Annotated in this window: 13 protein-coding genes; 5 read left to right on the top strand and 8 right to left on the bottom strand. The window is 67.9% G+C overall.

Features of this window, described 5'->3' with window-relative positions; genetic code table 11:
• Window positions 1-10: 10 nt before the first annotated feature.
• The 6 genes from ACWCPY_RS31460 to ACWCPY_RS31485 form a co-directional block, all read right to left on the bottom strand.
• On the bottom strand, window positions 11-1,039 hold the full coding sequence (locus ACWCPY_RS31460) for a hypothetical protein (protein ID WP_451270667.1): 1,029 nt from the start codon (window positions 1,037-1,039) through the stop codon (window positions 11-13).
• A 196-nt stretch (window positions 1,040-1,235) separates the two neighbouring features.
• Window positions 1,236-2,465 carry an ABC transporter ATP-binding protein gene (locus ACWCPY_RS31465; RefSeq protein ID WP_451270669.1) on the bottom strand — a complete coding sequence of 410 codons (1,230 nt, stop codon included), beginning with the start codon at window positions 2,463-2,465 and terminating at the stop codon, window positions 1,236-1,238.
• A complete protein-coding gene (locus ACWCPY_RS31470) occupies window positions 2,455-3,432 on the bottom strand; it encodes an ABC transporter ATP-binding protein (protein WP_451270671.1) in 978 nt (325 codons plus the stop codon). Before ACWCPY_RS31470 ends, ACWCPY_RS31465 begins: the two co-directional genes overlap by 11 nt.
• A gap of 13 nt (window positions 3,433-3,445) precedes the next feature.
• On the bottom strand, window positions 3,446-4,420 hold the full coding sequence (locus ACWCPY_RS31475) for an ABC transporter permease (RefSeq protein ID WP_451270673.1): 975 nt from the start codon (window positions 4,418-4,420) through the stop codon (window positions 3,446-3,448).
• Window positions 4,413-5,336, bottom strand: coding sequence for an ABC transporter permease (locus tag ACWCPY_RS31480; protein ID WP_451270675.1), 924 nt, complete (start codon window positions 5,334-5,336; stop codon window positions 4,413-4,415). The genes ACWCPY_RS31475 and ACWCPY_RS31480 overlap by 8 nt, the downstream gene beginning before the upstream one ends.
• Window positions 5,337-5,452: 116 nt before the next feature.
• The gene (locus ACWCPY_RS31485) at window positions 5,453-7,084 is read right to left on the bottom strand and encodes a peptide ABC transporter substrate-binding protein (protein ID WP_451270677.1); all 1,632 of its coding nucleotides are present in this window, start codon (window positions 7,082-7,084) and stop codon (window positions 5,453-5,455) included.
• Window positions 7,085-7,555: 471 nt separating this feature from the next.
• On the opposite strand from ACWCPY_RS31485, the gene ACWCPY_RS31490 reads away from it, so the two are divergent.
• From ACWCPY_RS31490 to ACWCPY_RS31510, 5 genes are all read left to right on the top strand, one after another.
• Complete coding sequence (locus ACWCPY_RS31490; RefSeq protein WP_451270679.1) at window positions 7,556-8,584, top strand: ABC transporter permease; 1,029 nt, start codon at window positions 7,556-7,558, stop codon at window positions 8,582-8,584.
• Window positions 8,585-8,658: 74 nt separating this feature from the next.
• On the top strand, window positions 8,659-10,440 hold the full coding sequence (locus ACWCPY_RS31495; RefSeq protein WP_451270681.1) for an ABC transporter substrate-binding protein: 1,782 nt from the start codon (window positions 8,659-8,661) through the stop codon (window positions 10,438-10,440).
• Between the two features lie 87 nt (window positions 10,441-10,527).
• The gene (locus tag ACWCPY_RS31500) at window positions 10,528-11,508 is read left to right on the top strand and encodes an ABC transporter permease (RefSeq protein ID WP_451270683.1); all 981 of its coding nucleotides are present in this window, start codon (window positions 10,528-10,530) and stop codon (window positions 11,506-11,508) included.
• Window positions 11,509-11,579: 71 nt separating this feature from the next.
• Complete coding sequence (locus ACWCPY_RS31505; RefSeq protein ID WP_451270752.1) at window positions 11,580-12,545, top strand: ABC transporter ATP-binding protein; 966 nt, start codon at window positions 11,580-11,582, stop codon at window positions 12,543-12,545.
• A gap of 26 nt (window positions 12,546-12,571) precedes the next feature.
• A complete protein-coding gene (locus ACWCPY_RS31510; protein WP_451270685.1) occupies window positions 12,572-13,657 on the top strand; it encodes an ABC transporter ATP-binding protein in 1,086 nt (361 codons plus the stop codon).
• A 191-nt stretch (window positions 13,658-13,848) separates the two neighbouring features.
• On the opposite strand, the gene ACWCPY_RS31515 is transcribed toward ACWCPY_RS31510, so the two are convergent.
• Together ACWCPY_RS31515 and ACWCPY_RS31520 are read right to left on the bottom strand one after the other, a co-directional pair.
• Complete coding sequence (locus tag ACWCPY_RS31515; RefSeq protein ID WP_451270687.1) at window positions 13,849-15,000, bottom strand: ABC transporter ATP-binding protein; 1,152 nt, start codon at window positions 14,998-15,000, stop codon at window positions 13,849-13,851.
• On the bottom strand, window positions 14,993-16,051 hold the full coding sequence (locus tag ACWCPY_RS31520) for an ABC transporter ATP-binding protein (protein ID WP_451270689.1): 1,059 nt from the start codon (window positions 16,049-16,051) through the stop codon (window positions 14,993-14,995). Before ACWCPY_RS31520 ends, ACWCPY_RS31515 begins: the two co-directional genes overlap by 8 nt.
• Between the last annotated feature and the right edge of the window lie 3 nt (window positions 16,052-16,054).

The raw sequence follows: 16,054 nt of genomic DNA on the forward strand, positions 1-16,054 counted from the left end.
GGCCTCCCCGTCACCAGCCGGGCGGCGGCTGGGACGGGGGTGGCGGCGGCCCGAAGGCGCCGGGCTGCGGTTGACCGTAGCCCTGTCCGTACCCCGGCCCGTAGCCCTGCCCGTAGCCCTGGCCGGGCGGGGACGGGGGCTCCTGGGGGCCCGGCCGGGCCAGCACCAGCAGCACCACGGCTCCGGCGATCACCTCGAAGAACCCGGTCAGTACGGTGAGTTGGTCCTCGACGTGCAGATCACCGAAGTGGTCCAGCAGCTCGTAGTGCACCGCGCGGACCACCCCCAGCACTCCGCCGAACAGCAGCAGAGCGGCGGCGATCAGGCCGAACGGCCGCGCGTGCACGGCGCGCGGGAGTCCGCTCACGCCCGCGAACAGACAGAGCAGCATCAGGACCGCCGAGAACCAGCCGGGCGGCGGGTCGATCAGCCCCTGCATGATCCTGTCCCCGCCCACGAACCAGTCGGGGTAGATGTCGGGGATCCGCACCGCCTGGCGGATCTCCCAGGCGATCACGACCGCTCCCGCCGCGCCGAGGAGGAGAAAGGCGATCACGCCCGCGCCCTGCCCCGGCCGGGCCGGGAGGCGCTCGGAGAAGTCACGGGTCGGCCTGCGGCCGGCCCCCGCGGTGATGATCAGCGCGATGCCCGCCGCGAGCGCCACGAAGGCGCAGAGCAGGGCGCGGGTGCGCAGGTCGTCGGTGAACCGGGCATCCATCCGGGACTCGCCGATGTTCCAGAGCCCGGGCAGCCGCAGGACGATCGTGACCACTCCCGTCGCGGCCAGCACCGCGGCGGCCGCCGACGAGCGCAGGGCCGCGACGAAGGCGAAGAGATACACCACGAGCAGCACCAGGTCGTACGCCGAGGTGGCGGGCAGAATCGGGAGCCGCGCGTCGTAGTAGCCGGCCCAGTAGCGCCACAGCGCCCCGATGTCGTCGGCCGCCCTGATGTCCCGTACGAGCCAGCCCGCGACGATCAGCGCGAGCACGGCGCAGAGAACGGCACCGGTGCCCCTTGCCCCCCGAGTGAGTATCACCCGAGCGATACTCCACCGTGCCTGTCCGCCGGACAAGGGGTTCACCGGCGTGGTGCTCGAACGGGCAACCGGCCGGGAGGACTTGGCGGCCTCCCGGCCGGTACACGGCACCCGCACGGCCGTACCCGGCCATGGTGGCCGGTCCGTGTGTCGGACGTGGGGCGGCCGGGTTGCCCACGCGTTAACGTGCCCGGGGTCAGCCGGCCCGGGTGCTCCCGGACGGGCCCGGCCCGTTCTCCCCGTCCGCTCCCCGCGACGGACCGTCCTCCTCCGTCGCGGTCTCCCCCGGCGCCTCCAGCAGCCCCTCCGGCGGCACCACCTGCTTCTCCTCCGCGAAGTGGCAGGCCGAGTCGTGCCCGGCCGGTGTGTCCGCCAGCCGGAAGACGGCCGGCACCGCCAGCAGCGGCACCTCCAGTTCGCACCGCTCCTGCGCCTTCCAGCAGCGGGTGCGGAAGGGGCAGCCGGAGGGCGGGTTGGCGGGCGAGGGGACGTCGCCGTGCAGGATGATCCGCTCCCGGTGCTCACGGGCCGTCGGGTCCGGTACCGGGACGGCGGAGAGCAGCGCCTGGGTGTACGGATGCGTGGGGTGGTCGTAGATCTGCTCGTCGGAGCCGGTCTCGACGATCCGGCCCAGATACATCACCCCGACCCGGTCGGAGATGTGCCGGACGATCGAGAGGTCGTGCGCGATGAAGACGTAGGCGAGCCCGAGCTCCGCCTGGAGCCGGTCCAGCAGGTTGACGACCTGCGCCTGTACGGAGACGTCGAGGGCGGAGACGGGTTCGTCGGCGACGATGATCTCGGGGTTCAGGGCCAGCCCGCGGGCGATGCCGATGCGCTGGCGCTGGCCGCCGGAGAACTGGTGCGGATAGCGGTTGATGTACTCCGGGTTGAGTCCGACCACGTCCAGCAGGTCCTGGACCTTGCGGCGCCGCTCCCCCTTCGGGGCCACCTCGGGGTGGATCTCGTACGGCTCCCCGATGATGTCGCCGACGGTCATGCGCGGGTTGAGCGAGGTGTACGGGTCCTGGAAGACCATCTGGATGTTGCGGCGCACGGCCTTCAGGGCGCGCCCCGACAGTTTGGTGATGTCCTCGCCCTTGTACCTGATCGCACCGGACGTCGGCTGTTCCAGATGCACCAGCATCTTCGCCACGGTCGACTTGCCGCAGCCGGACTCCCCCACGATGCCCAGCGTCTCGCCCGCCGCCAGGTCGAAGGAGACTCCGTCGACCGCCTTGACCGCGCCGATCTGCTTCTTGATCAGGATGCCCTGGGTCAGCGGGTAGTACTTGACCAGGTCGCGGACCTCCAGGATCGGCTCGCCGGCCGCCGCGGCGGACCCGGCCCGTGACTCGGCGAGCAGCGCGCGGGCCTTCTCGCCCTCCTCGCGCGCTTCCCTGCGCCCCGAGTGGTCAGCGTGCATCGAGCGTCTCCTTCCAGAAGTAGCAGGCGCTCTCGCGGTGCTCGGCCACCTCGAACAGCGGCGGTACCTCGCCCCGGCAGATCTCCTGGGCCATCGGGCAGCGCGGGTTGAAGGCGCAGCCGGGCGGGATGTGCAGCAGGTTGGGCGGCAGGCCCTTGATCGCGTACAGCTCCCGCCCCTTCTGGTCCAGGCGCGGGATCGACCGGAGCAGGCCCTTGGTGTACGGGTGGGCGGGCGCCCGGTAGATCTCGTGGACCGGGGCGGACTCGACGATCCGGCCCGCGTACATCACGGCGATCTTGTCGGCCACGTCCGCGACCACGCCCAGGTCGTGGGTGATCAGGATCAGGCCCATGTTCAGCTCGCGCTGGAGCTCGGCGAGCAGATCCATCACCTGGGCCTGGACGGTCACGTCGAGGGCGGTGGTGGGTTCGTCCGCGATGATCAGCGAGGGCTCCAGCGCCATCGCCATGGCGATCATGATGCGCTGGCGCATGCCGCCGGAGAACTGGTGCGGGAAGTTCCCGACGCGTTCCTTCGCCGCCGGGATGCGGACCCGGTCCATCAGTTCGACGGCCTTCGCCTTCGCGTCCTTGTGGGACATCCCGCGGTGCACGACGAACATCTCGCCGAGCTGCTCCCCCACGCTGAGCACGGGGTTGAGGGAGGAGAGCGCGTCCTGGAAGATCATGGCCATCTCCTGGCCGCGGATCTTCCGGCGCTCGTCCTTCTTCATCTTCAGCAGGTCGCGGTCCTTGAAGAGGATCTCGCCGCCGCTGATCTTCCCCGGGGGCATGTCGAGGATGCCCATGACGGCCTGGGCGGTGACGGACTTGCCGGAGCCGGACTCGCCGAGGACGGCCAGCGTCTCGCCCTCGGCCACCGAGTAGTTGACCCCGTTGACGGCCTTGGCGACGCCGTCGCGGGTGTGGAACTCCACGTGCAGATCGCGCACTTCGAGCAACATGGCAGCGGGCTCCTCAGCGCAGCTTGGGGTCGAGGGCGTCGCGCACCGCGTCGCCGAGCATGATGAAGGCGAGCACGGTGACCGCCAGGGCTCCGGCGGGCCAGAGCAGCATGTGCGGGGCGTTGCGGATGTACTGGGACGCGGCGGAGATGTCGATGCCCCAGGAGACGGCCGGCGGTTTCAGGCCGACGCCGAGGAACGAGAGCGTCGCCTCCAGCGAGATGTACGTACCGAGCGCGATGGTCGCGACGACGATCACCGGCGCGACGGCGTTCGGGGTGATGTGGCGCAGCAGCATCCGCGTGTTGGAGGCGCCGAGCGCCCGTGCCGCCTGTACGTAGTCGTTCTGTTTGGCGGTGATCACGGAGCCGCGGGCGATGCGGGCGATCTGCGGCCAGCCCAGCAGCACGATGAAGCCGATCACCGGCCAGACGGTGGAGCTGGTGACCACGGAGAGGAAGACCAGTCCGCCGAGGACCACCGGGATGCCGAAGAAGACGTCGGTGAGGCGGGAGAGGATCGAGTCCCACCAGCCGCCGAAGAACCCGGCGAGGCCGCCGAGGACACCGCCGAGCAGGGTGACGCCGAGGGTGGAACAGACGCCGACGGTCACCGAGTTCCGTGCTCCGTAGACGGTGCGGGTGTAGACGTCGCAGCCCTGTCCGTCGAAGCCGAAGGGGTGTCCGGGCTGGGAGCCCTCCTGGGCCTTGCCCAGGTTGCAGTCGAGGGGGTCCTGGTCGGCGATCAGCGACGGCCAGATCGAGATGATCACCAGGAAGAGGATGATCAGAGCGGAGATGATGAAGACCGGGTTGCGGCGCAGGTCCCGCCAGGCGTCGGACCACAGACTGCGCGGCTTCTCGGCGGGGCCGGTGCCCCGGGGGCCGCCCGGTGTCGTTTCGAGGGTCGTGCCCTCCTCCAGCGCGAGATCCATCACACCTCCCGCTCCGGCCGACGAGATCGCCTCGTCCGGTGTCTGCTCAGGCATAGCGGATCCTCGGGTCGAGAACGGCGTACAGCAGGTCGACGATCAGGTTCGCCGCCAGGAAGACGAGGACGAGGATGGTGACGAAGCCGACGACGGTCTGGGAGTTCTGGCGCAGGATGCCCTGGTAGAGCTGGTAGCCGACGCCGTGGATGTTGAAGATCCGCTCCGTGACGATCGCCCCGCCCATCAGGGCGCCCACGTCCGTACCGATGAAGGTGACGACCGGGATCAGCGAGTTGCGCAGCAGGTGCCGGATGACGACGCGGCGCCCGGGCAGCCCCTTGGCGACGGCGGTGCGGACGTAGTCGGCGCGGGCGTTCTCGGCGATCGAGGTCCGGGTGAGCCGGGTGACGTAGGCCAGGGAGACCGAGGCGAGGACGAGCCCGGGCACCAGCAGCTCGTTGAAGGGGGCTTCCGGCGAGACGGAGGGCTTGATGACGCCCCACTCGACTCCGAGGAGGAGCTGGAGCAGCAGGCCGGTGACGAAGGTCGGGATGGAGATGACGACCAGGGTCAGGATGAGCACGGTGGTGTCGACGGGGCGGCCGCGGCGCAGGCCGGTGACGACACCGAGGCTGATGCCGATGACGATCTCGAAGACGATCGCGACGACGGTGAGCCGGATCGTGATGGGGAAGGCGGTGGCCATCAGCTCGGTGACCTTCTGCCCGTTGAAAGCGGTGCCGAAGTCGCCGGTGAAGACATTGCCCATGTAGGTGAGGTATTGCTGCCAGACGGGCTTGTCGAGGCCGAAATCCGCACGGAGTCGGGCTGCGGTCGCCGGGTCGCACTGGCGCTCGCCGCAGAGACCCGCGATGGGGTCGCCCATCACGTTCACCATGAGGAAGATCAGCAGCGTGGTGCCGAAGAAGACCGGGATCATCTGCAGCAGCCGCCGGATCACATAACGTCCCATGCAGGGCTCCGGGGGTCGCGGGGGTCAGAGGCTCGGGGCTGGGGAGTGACACGTCGGGGGACGGGGAAGCCGGGTGGCCGGTGCCAGGAACGCACCGGCCACCCGGCCTCGGTGAGTCACTTGACCTTGATCTGCTCGTACACCGGAACGCTGAACTGGTTCAGCGACACATTGGTGATCCGGTCCGAGTAGCCGGCGCTGCCGTTCTGGTACCAGAGCGGGATGACGGGCATCTGCGCGACCAGGACCTTCTCCGCGTCCTGGAAGGTGGTCACGGCCTTGGCCTTGTCGGACTCGGCGTTGGCCTTGTCGACGAGCCCGTCGAACTGCTTGTTGCTCCACTTGCCGTCGTTGGACGAGGCGTCGGTGTAGTACACGGGCTGGAGGAAGTTCTGGATGAGCGGGTAGTCCATCTGCCAGCCGGCCCGCCAGGCGCCGGTCAGCTTCTGCTGCGAGACCTGGCTGCGGAAGTCGGCGAAGGTGCCGACCGGGGCACCGACGCACGCCTTGTTGTTGCCCATCACCTTGTTGATGCTGTTGCAGACGGCGTCGACCCACTCCTTGTGGGAGCCGGTGTCGGCGTTGTACGCGATCTTGAGCTGGCCGCCCGGGATGCCGCCGCCCTCCTGGATCAGCTTCTTGGCGTTCGCCGCGTTGTACTCGCAGGGCGCGCCGCACAGCCCCTTCTTGAAGCCGCCCGCCTCGCCGAGGACCGGGGAGGTCCAGTCGGAGGCGGGGGTGCGGGTCTTCTGGAAGATCTGGTCGGTGATCTGCTGACGGTTGATCGCCATCGACAGGCCCTGACGGACCTTGATGCCGCCGGGGGTGTCCCACTTCTTGACGTAGAAGGGGAAGGCGAGGGTCTGGATGATGCCGGCCGGGGTGTTGATGTACCGGTCGCCGAGGTCCGCCTTGACGTTCTTCAACTGCGAGGCGGGCACGTCGTCGACGAGGTCGAGGTTGCCGGCCGTCAGGTCGGTGTAGGCGGTGTTGTTGTCGGTGTAGACCTTGAGGTCGATGCCGCCGTTCTGCGCCTTGTCGGTCCCGGGGTACTTGTCCCACTTGCGCAGGTTCATCGACGAGCCCTTGGTGTACTTGTCGATGGTGTACGGGCCGTTGCCGATCGGCTTGGACACCCAGCCGGCGTGGTCGGTGAAGAAGGCCTGGGGCAGCGGGGCGAAGGCCGGGTAGCCGAGGGTGTCGGGCCACAGGGAGAACTTCTGCGACAGCTTGACGGTGAACGTCCTGGGGTCGACGACCTTGAGACCGGAGAGCTTGTCGGCCGTGGCGCTGCCGGTGTCCGGGTGGACCTTGTTGTAGCCGTCGATGTAGCCGAAGAAGTAGGCGTTCTTCTGATTGTTCTTCAGCAGGGCGCCGTAGTTCCACGCGTCCACGAACGACTTGGCGGTGATCTTCTCGCCGTTGCTGAAGGTCCAGCCGTCCTTCACGGTGACGGTGAAGTTCTGGTTGTCCTTGGTCTCGATCTTCTCCGCGAGCATGTTGGTGGCCGCGCCGGTCTTCGGGTCGTACCTCTTGAGCCCCCGGAAGATCATGTCGAGGACCTTGCCGCCCTGCACCTCATTGGTGTTCGCGGGTTCGAGCGGGTTCTGCGGGTCACCCCAGGAAGAGCTCACGATTCCGTTCGCCCCACTGCCACCACCGCTGCTGCCCCCGCCGCCGCATGCCGTCGCCGCCAGGGCGACGACCACCGCACATGCGGCCCACCTGGCCTGTGTGGCTCCGCGCATGGAGTGCCTCCTCGTAGTGCTCCGTCTCACTTACGGTCAAATATCACCGCACAAGGGACATGACGCACATTTACTCCACCCATTCGGGCGCGCCGGAGCCGATTCGAGTGGCACTTCGCGGGCAGGGAAGATCCGGACGTGAACCTGACAGACACCGGAGCGATAACGGCCACGCATCGAATGCGCATCGACCGCGAACCGGTCTGATCGAATGTACGAATTCCGAGACAACCCCGCCCGCATATCGGACTCATTGCCGGACTTCACCCGTTAAGTCGCGAATGCGCCTTCGGAAAAGCCAAACGGAAGCAAAGCCACGCCCACGAAAAGGTCATGGCTTGGTCAAATTTCCAAAGAGCATGCCAAGGGCGTCGGACATTCATTGACCCTGCATGAATTGCGTTGAAAAAGTCCGGGTAGCCCGTAGGTGTTGCCCTGCGGAGTCCTTCGACCCTCCGGGCCAGGAGCACCATGACGATTCCAACGCCGCAAGCCGCCACCCCCGTTGAGGTGGAGGACGCGAAGCCGCAGTCCGTATCCGGCCCCTCCGCGGCCAAAGGCGGCAACGGCCGCTCGCCGGGCAAGATGGCCTGGCTGCGCTTCAAGCGCGACCATACGGGCGTGATTTCGGCCTATGTGGTCATTTTCTTCTTCGTGGTCGGCATCTGTGCGCCGCTGATCGCGAAGCTGTACGGCAAGGACCCGTACACGACGTACGGGCAGAACGAACCCGGCCTGCTGGACGACTTCGGTTCCCCCATGCTGCCCAACGGCGGTATCAGCGGCGACTTCTGGTTCGGCATCGAGCCCTCGCTCGGCCGGGACGTCTTCACCTTCCTGCTCTACGGAATCCGCAACTCCCTGCTCATCGCTGCGGCAACCACCTTGCTGGTGACGGTGATCGGCATCATCATCGGTATCACCGCGGGTTACCTGGGCGGCAAGACCGACTACCTCGTGGGCCGGGTCATCGACATCCTGCTGGCCTTCCCCTCCACCCTCTTCTTCATCGCCTTCTGGCCGGTGATGCTCTCGATCCTGGTCGCTCCGGACGAGAACACCCCGGTCTGGCTGACCGTCGTCAGCCTCATCTCGGTCATGACGGCCTTCGGCTGGGCGTCCATCGCACGACTGCTGCGCGGCGAGGTACTCGCCCTGCGCGAGCGCGAGTTCGTCGAGGCGGCGAAGGTGACCGGCGCCTCCCCGGCGCGGATCATCTTCAAGGAACTGCTGCCCAACCTCTGGACGCCGATCCTCATCCAGGCCACGCTCGCGCTGCCCGCCTACGTCACGGCGGAAGCGGGCCTCGCCTTCCTCGGTGTCGGTCTCAGCGACCCGACTCCCGACTGGGGCGTGATGATCCAGCGCGGATCGGACGTCTACCAGAGCGACATCACGTTCATGCTCTTCCCCGGCGTCGCGATGGTGGTCTTCGTCATCGCCTTCAACCTGCTGGGTGACTCGGTGCGTGACGCACTGGACCCGAAGACCAAGCGCTGAACCGCACTTCCTCCGGCCGGGCGACGGGGCCCACCGGATCGATCGTTACTCTCCATCGACCAGAGCAGGAAGCCATGTCCCTTTCCCGCAGAAACTTCGTCATCGCCACGTCGGTCGCGGCCGGCGGTTCGATGGTCCTCTCCGCGTGCAGCAGCGGCAGCACGACCAAGAAGGGCGGCAGCGCCGGACACGGCGGTGCCGACAAGTACACCGGCTCGGTCGTGGTCGGCACGAAGGCCGACTCCACGGGTCCGGCCGCCGAGATACCGGGGGCGAAGAAGGGCGGCACGATCCGCGGCATCGCCCCGGACGACTTCTCGCACCTGGACCCGCAGCGCATCTACTTCTCGTGGAACTCCGCGGTCGGTGACCTCTTCATCCGCTGCCTCACCGGATACAAGATCGCGGCGGACGGCACGATGAAGCTGGTCGGCGACCTCGCCACCGACGCGGGCACCATGTCCGACGGCGGCAAGACCTGGACCTTCACCCTGAAGGACGGTCTGAAGTGGGAGGACGGCAAGGAACTCACCATCGAGGACGTGCGCCACGGCATCGAGCGCGGCTTCGCCAGCTTCACCACCGAGGGTGCGGGCTACGCCCAGACCGCGCTGACCGGTACGGCCGACTACCGCTCGAAGTACAAGGGCCCGTTCGGGGGCAAGCACCTCGACTCGGTCGTGACCGATGACAGGGCCAAGACGATCACCTTCAAGCTGGCCGAGGCCCGCCCGGACCTCAACTTCACCCTGGCGATGACCTCCTACGGCGCCGTCCCGGTCAAGGGCGACACCAAGGAGAAGTACGACAAGGACCCGATGAGCTGCGGTCCGTACCGGATCAAGGCGCACTCCATCGACAAGTCGATGACGCTGGTCCGCAACCCGCACTGGGACCCCAACCTGGACTCGATCCGCAACGCCTACCCGGACAGCTTCGTCTACGAGTTCGGCCCCGAGTCCCTCCAGGCCGCCGACCGTCTGATCGCCGACGACGGCGACGACAAGTACGCGGTCATGGCGTACAGCGGTGTCCCGGCCGAGCGTATCCAGAAGGTCCTCACCGACCCCGAGCTGAAGAAGCGCACCTTCAACGGCCTGCTGACCGGCATCTACTACTACGCGATCAACACCAAGCGGATCACTGACCTGAAGGTCCGTCAGGCGCTCATCCACGCCTGGCCGCTGGAGCAGATCCGCAAGATCTACGGTGGTCCCTCGGCCGGTGACTACGCGACGTCCATCCTGAGCCCCGACATCCTCGGCTACGCCAAGGACGACGTCTACGGCAAGCTGAAGAAGCCGCAGGGCGACCCGGAGGCGGCGAAGAAGCTGCTGAAGGAGGCCGGCAAGGAAGGCCAGAAGGTCGTCTACGCCTTCCCCACGAGCAACACCTACAACAAGACCAAGGTCGTCATCGAGAACGCCCTCAAGGCGGCCGGCTTCACCCCGGTCATGAAGCCGCTGGACTCCACCAGCTACTACGACCAGATCCAGCAGATCGACAACCAGTTCGACGTGATGTGGTTCGGCTGGTCCCCGGACTGGCCGACCGGCTACACGCTGATGCAGCCGCTGTTCGACGGCGGCACCATCGCCAACGGCGCCAACAACATCTCGCAGCTGAACGTCGACTGGGTCAACGAGGCGATCAAGAAGAACGTCGTCATCGCCGACCCGAAGGAGGCCGGCAAGGCCTGGGCCGCGCTGGACAAGCGGATCATGACGGAGGAGGCGCCGATCATCCCCGAGACGTTCCAGCGCCGTTTCTACCTCTACGGCGAGAAGGTCGGCGGCGCGATGTTCCACCCGCAGTACTCCTCGGCCATCTTCTACAAGCTGTTCGTGAAGGCCTGACGCCGACACTCCTGAGGCGGGGCGCCCCTGCGGCGCCCCGCCCGCTCCACTCCCCCTCGTCGGCGTCTGCCAGGGAAATCCATCGCCATGTTCCGCTTCCTCATCCGCCGGGCAATCGGCGCACTGGTCATCCTGCTGATCATCAGTGCCATCACTTTCGTCCTCTTCTACGTCGCGCCCCGCGACCCAGCTCGTGTGGCCTGCGGCAAGGTGTGCACGCCCGAGACGCTGGCACTGGTCAAGCGCAACCTCGGCATCGACGACCCACTGCCGGTGCAGTACTGGCACTGGCTGCAGGCGGTGTTCGTCGGGAGGGACTACTCGTCGTTCGGGCACTGCCCCGCGCCGTGCCTCGGCTACTCCTTCCACAACCGTGAGCCGGTCCTCGGCACCATCCTGGACCGCTTCCCGACGACGCTCTCCCTCTCCCTCGGCAGCGCGGTCGTCTTCGTGATCTTCGGTGTGGGCACCGGCATGCTCGCCGCGGTCAAGCAGGGCAAGGCACTGGACAAGGTGGCGTCCTCGGCGTCGCTGATCGGCTCCTCGATGCAGATCTACATCGTCGGCGTCGTCGCCATGTACTACCTCGCGGACCAGTGGCACATCCTGAGCCGGCCCAAGGAAGTCCCCTTCACCGAGAGCCCGGCCGCCTGGGCCTCCGGGCTGCTGCTGCCCTGGCTGGTGCTGGCGCTGATCTTCACCGCCAACTACACCCGTATGGCACGCTCCCAGCTCGTCGAGACGCTGAGCGAGGACTACGTGCGCACCGCACGCGCCAAGGGCCTCTCCCGGCGGACGGTGTTCTTCAGATTCGCCTGGCGTGGGGCCATGGGCCCGATCGTCACCATCTTCGGCCTCGACATCGGTGTGCTGTTCGGCGGCGCGATCATCACCGAGAAGACCTTCGGCCTGCACGGCATCGGCGCGCTCTCCGTCAAGGCGGTGAACGACAACGACCTGCCCCTGCTGCTCGGAGTCGTCCTGGTCGCGGCAGGAGCGATCGTCGTCTTCAACATCATCGTCGACGCCGTCTACGCCCTCATCGACCCGCGCGTCCGCCTCGCCTAGGGAGAGATCCAGTGAGCACCCCCTTCCTCTCCGTACGCGATCTGCGCGTGCACTTCTCCACCGAAGACGGCATGGTCAAGGCCGTCGACGGGCTGTCCTTCGACATCGAGAAGGGCAAGACGCTCGGCATCGTCGGCGAGTCCGGTTCCGGAAAGTCCGTCACCAACCTGACCATCCTCGGCCTGCACCACCCCGACCACACCGAGATCGAGGGCGAGATCCTGCTCGACGGGCAGGATCTGCTGAACGCCTCGGAGCGGGAGCTGGAGCGGCTGCGCGGCAACAAGATGGCGATGATCTTCCAGGACTCGCTGGCCTCGCTCTCGCCGTACCACACCATCGGCCGGCAGATCGGCGAGACGTACCGCAAGCACACCGGCGCCTCCAAGCGGGAGGCGCGGGCGCGGGCGGTCGAGATGCTCACCAGGGTGGGCATCCCGCAGCCCGATCTGCGGGTGGACGACTATCCGCACCAGTTCTCCGGTGGTATGCGCCAGCGCGCGATGATCGCCATGGCACTGGTCTGCGACCCGGAACTGCTGATCGCGGACGAGCCGACCACCGCGCTGGACGTCACCGTGCAGGCCCAGATCATGGACCTGCTCAAGGACCTCCAGCAGGAGACCGGCACCTCGATCATCTTCATCACCCACGACCTCGGTGTCATCGCCGACATCGCGGACGACGTGCTGGTGATGTACGGCGGCCGCTGTGTGGAGCGCGGTACGAAGAGGGAGGTGCTGCGGGCTCCCCAGCACCCGTACACCTGGGGCCTGCTGGGTTCCATGCCGAGCCTCGAAGGGCCGGTGGACGTACCCCTGTCGCCGATCCCCGGCTCCCCGCCGAGCCTCCTCAACCCGCCGAGCGGCTGCCGTTTCCACCCCCGGTGCACGTTCACCGAGCAGGTCGGCGGCGATCTCTGCGCGACGGACCAGCCGCCGCTGGAGCTCACCGCCGGGCGCGGTGCCGCCTGCCACCTCACCGCCGAGCAGCGCGCCGAGTTCTTCGCGGACTTCGCCGGCACCCGGCCCAACTGACGTACAAGAGACGGGACTTCCCCACCATGAGCAGCAAAGATCCCCTCCTGGACGTCTCCGGACTCACCAAGCACTTCCCGATCAAGGGCGGCTTCCCGATCCGGCGGACGGTCGGCGCGGTCCAGGCCGTCGACGGGCTGGACTTCAGCGTCGCCGAGGGCGAGAGCCTGGGCCTGGTCGGCGAGTCCGGCTGCGGCAAGTCGACCACCGGCCGGCTGATCACCCGGCTCCTGGAGCCGACGGCCGGCACGATCTCCTACCGCGGGCAGGACATCACCCACGCCACGCGCAAGCAGCTGGCGCCGGTCCGCTCCGAGATCCAGATGATCTTCCAGGACCCCTACGCCTCCCTGAACCCGCGGCAGACCGTCGGCAAGATCATCACCGCGCCGATGGAGATCAACGACATCAACCCCGCCGGCGGCCGCGAGGCGCGGGTGCGGGAGCTGCTGGAGACCGTCGGGCTCAACCCGGAGCACTACAACCGCTTCCCGCACGAGTTCTCCGGCGGCCAGCGCCAGCGCATCGGGGTGGCCCGCGCGCTCGCCCTGGAGCCGAAGCTGATCGTGGCCGACGAGCCGGTCTCGGCGCTGGACGTGTCGATCCAGGCGCAGGTGGTGAACCTGCTGCAGAAGCTGCAGAAGGAACTCGGCATCGCGTTCCTGTTCATCGCCCACGACCTGGCGATCGTGCGCCACTTCTCGCAGCGCGTCGCGGTCATGTACCTCGGCAAGATCGTGGAGATCGCCGATCGCGAGGACCTGTACGGCAACCCGCGTCACCCGTACACCCGGGCGCTGCTCTCGGCCGTGCCCGAGGCGACCGCCGACGACACACCGGCCCGTGAGCGCATCCGTCTCGCCGGCGACGTGCCCTCCCCGGTCAACCCGCCGTCGGGCTGCCGCTTCCGTACCCGTTGCTGGAAGGCGACGGACAAGTGCGCGAGCGAGGCCCCGCCGCTGGTACGGGTGGAGGGCAGCCGGGAAGGCCATCTGACGGCCTGCCACTACCCCGAGGACGCGCAGACCGTCACGGCCGTCCCGAAGCCCCGTGACGCCTCGTCCGGGCCGAAGCCCGACAAGACCACCGAAGACCCCGAGGCCGGGGCCTGACACCCCGCCCCGGCCCCCGGGGCGCCTCGCCGACAGGGACCCGACCGGTCCCCGGACGCGGGGCTCCCCGGTCCCGCGGAGCCGAGCACGTGAGCCCCTTGACCCGAGCCACCTGCGCGCCCGGCTCCGGGAAAAGGAAGAAGCGCCCGGAACCGATCGGTTCCGGGCGCTTCCGCGTCGTTCGGGACGTCCTACGAAGCGGCGCCGACGACGTCCTTCTCCTCGGCGAAGTGGCAGGCCGACTCGTGCGCCGCGGGGCCGTCCGAGCCCTTGAAGCGCTCGGGGATCGCCAGCAGCGGCACCTCCGTGGAGCACTTGTCCTGGGCCTTCCAGCACCGAGTGCGGAAGCTGCAGCCCGACGGCGGGTTCGCCGGCGACGGGACGTCACCGGTCAGGATGATCCGCTCGCCGCGCTCACGGGCCTCGGGGTCCGGGACCGGGACCGCCGACAGCAGCGCCTGGGTGTAGGGGTGCGTCGGGTGGTCGTAGATCTCCGCGTCCGTACCGATCTCGGCCATCTTGCCGAGGTACATCACGCCGACCCGGTCGGAGATGTGCCGGACGATCGACAGGTCGTGCGCGATGAAGAGGTAGGAGAGGTTGAACTCGTCCTGGAGCTTCTCCATCAGGTTGATGACCTGTGCCTGCACCGACACGTCGAGCGCGGAGACCGGCTCGTCGCAGACGATGATCTCCGGGTTGAGCGCGAGGCCGCGGGCGATGCCGATGCGCTGGCGCTGACCGCCGGAGAACTGGTGCGGGTAGCGGTTGATGTACTCCGGGTTGAGGCCGACGACGTCCAGCAGTTCCTGGACCCTGGCCCGCCGGTCGCCCTTCGGGGCCACCTCGGGGTGGATGTCGAAGGGCTCGCCGATGATGTCGCCGACCGTCATGCGCGGGTTCAGCGAGGTGTACGGGTCCTGGAACACCATCTGGATGTTCCGGCGGACCGCCTTCAGCGCGCGGCCGGACAGCCGGGTGATGTCCTGGCCCTTGTAGAAGACCTCGCCGGACGTGGCCGTCTCCAGCGCCATCAGCAGCCGCGCGACCGTGGACTTGCCACAGCCGGACTCGCCGACGATGCCGAGCGTCTCGCCCTGGTAGAGGTCGAAGGAGACCCCGTCCACGGCCTTGACCGCGCCGACCTGGCGCTTGAAGAGGATGCCCTGGCTCAGCGGGAAGTGCTTGACCAGATTGCGCACCTGGAGGATCGGCTCACCGCGCTCCACCGGGGCTTCGATGGCCGCGACCGCCGCCGACTCGTCGACGGCGTCGACCGCCACGACCTCGGTGACGTTCGGGGTGGCGTCCATGGAACCGTCCGTCTTGTCGAGCTCAGCCATGGATCGTCTCCTTCCAGAAGTGGCAGGCGCTGCCGCGTCCGGGCAGTTCGCTGCCGTCCTGCTCGGAGACCGGCACCAGGACCGGGATCTCCGTGCGGCAGATGTCCTCCGCCTTGGGGCAGCGGGGGTTGAAGGCGCAGCCGGACGGAATCTTGAGCAGGTTGGGCGGCAGGCCCTTGATCGCGTAGAGCTCCTGGCCCTTCTGGTCGAGGCGCGGGATCGAGTCGAGCAGACCGCGGGTGTACGGGTGCGCGGGCCGCTTGTACAGCTCGTGCACCGGTGCGGTCTCGACGATCCGGCCCGCGTACATGACCGCGATCTTGTCCGCGACGTCGGCGACGACGCCGAGGTCGTGGGTGATCAGGATCAGACCCATGTTGAACTCGGTCTGGAGCTCCTTGAGCAGGTCCATGACCTGCGCCTGGACCGTCACGTCGAGCGCGGTGGTCGGCTCGTCCGCGATGATCAGGTCCGGCTCCAGCGCCAGCGCCATGGCGATCATGATGCGCTGGCGCATACCGCCGGAGAACTGGTGCGGATAGTCGCTGACCCGCTGCTTGGCGGCGGGGATCTTGACCCGCTCCATCAGCTCGATGGCCTTGAGCTTGGCCTGCTTCTTGGAGAGTCCCTGGTGGACACGGAACATCTCGCCGAGCTGGTAGCCGACCGAGAGCACGGGGTTGAGCGAGGAGAGCGCGTCCTGGAAGATCATCGCGATCTTCTGGCCGCGGATCTTCCGCCGCTCCTCGTAGCTCATGGTGAGCATGTCCTGGCCGCGGTACAGGATCTGGCCCTGCGGGATCTTGCCGGGCGGCATGTCGAGGATGCCCATGATCGCCTGAGCGGTCACGGACTTGCCGGAACCGGACTCACCGAGCACGGCCAGGGTCTCGCCCGAGTCGACGTTGTAGTTCACACCGTTGACGGCCTTGGCGACACCGTCACGCGTGTGGAACTCCACGTGCAGGTCGCGCACTTCGAGGAGCGGTGCGTCGTCGGTCCCCCCGGCGCGGGGCGCCGGGATGTCTGCTGTCTTGTCCATGATGGTCACGTC

The organism is Streptomyces sp. NPDC002403, assembly GCF_053593015.1.

Coding starts and splice junctions, on each gene's coding strand:
- ACWCPY_RS31480 (WP_451270675.1), bottom strand. CDS start 5,336: ATGGGACGTTATGTGATCCGGCGGCTGCTGCAGATGATCCCGGTCTTC.
- ACWCPY_RS31515 (WP_451270687.1), bottom strand. CDS start 15,000: ATGGCTGAGCTCGACAAGACGGACGGTTCCATGGACGCCACCCCGAAC.
- ACWCPY_RS31470 (WP_451270671.1), bottom strand. CDS start 3,432: ATGTTGCTCGAAGTGCGCGATCTGCACGTGGAGTTCCACACCCGCGAC.
- ACWCPY_RS31505 (WP_451270752.1), top strand. CDS start 11,580: ATGGTCAAGGCCGTCGACGGGCTGTCCTTCGACATCGAGAAGGGCAAG.
- ACWCPY_RS31500 (WP_451270683.1), top strand. CDS start 10,528: ATGTTCCGCTTCCTCATCCGCCGGGCAATCGGCGCACTGGTCATCCTG.
- ACWCPY_RS31495 (WP_451270681.1), top strand. CDS start 8,659: ATGTCCCTTTCCCGCAGAAACTTCGTCATCGCCACGTCGGTCGCGGCC.
- ACWCPY_RS31510 (WP_451270685.1), top strand. CDS start 12,572: ATGAGCAGCAAAGATCCCCTCCTGGACGTCTCCGGACTCACCAAGCAC.
- ACWCPY_RS31465 (WP_451270669.1), bottom strand. CDS start 2,465: ATGCACGCTGACCACTCGGGGCGCAGGGAAGCGCGCGAGGAGGGCGAG.
- ACWCPY_RS31490 (WP_451270679.1), top strand. CDS start 7,556: ATGACGATTCCAACGCCGCAAGCCGCCACCCCCGTTGAGGTGGAGGAC.
- ACWCPY_RS31485 (WP_451270677.1), bottom strand. CDS start 7,084: ATGCGCGGAGCCACACAGGCCAGGTGGGCCGCATGTGCGGTGGTCGTC.
- ACWCPY_RS31475 (WP_451270673.1), bottom strand. CDS start 4,420: ATGCCTGAGCAGACACCGGACGAGGCGATCTCGTCGGCCGGAGCGGGA.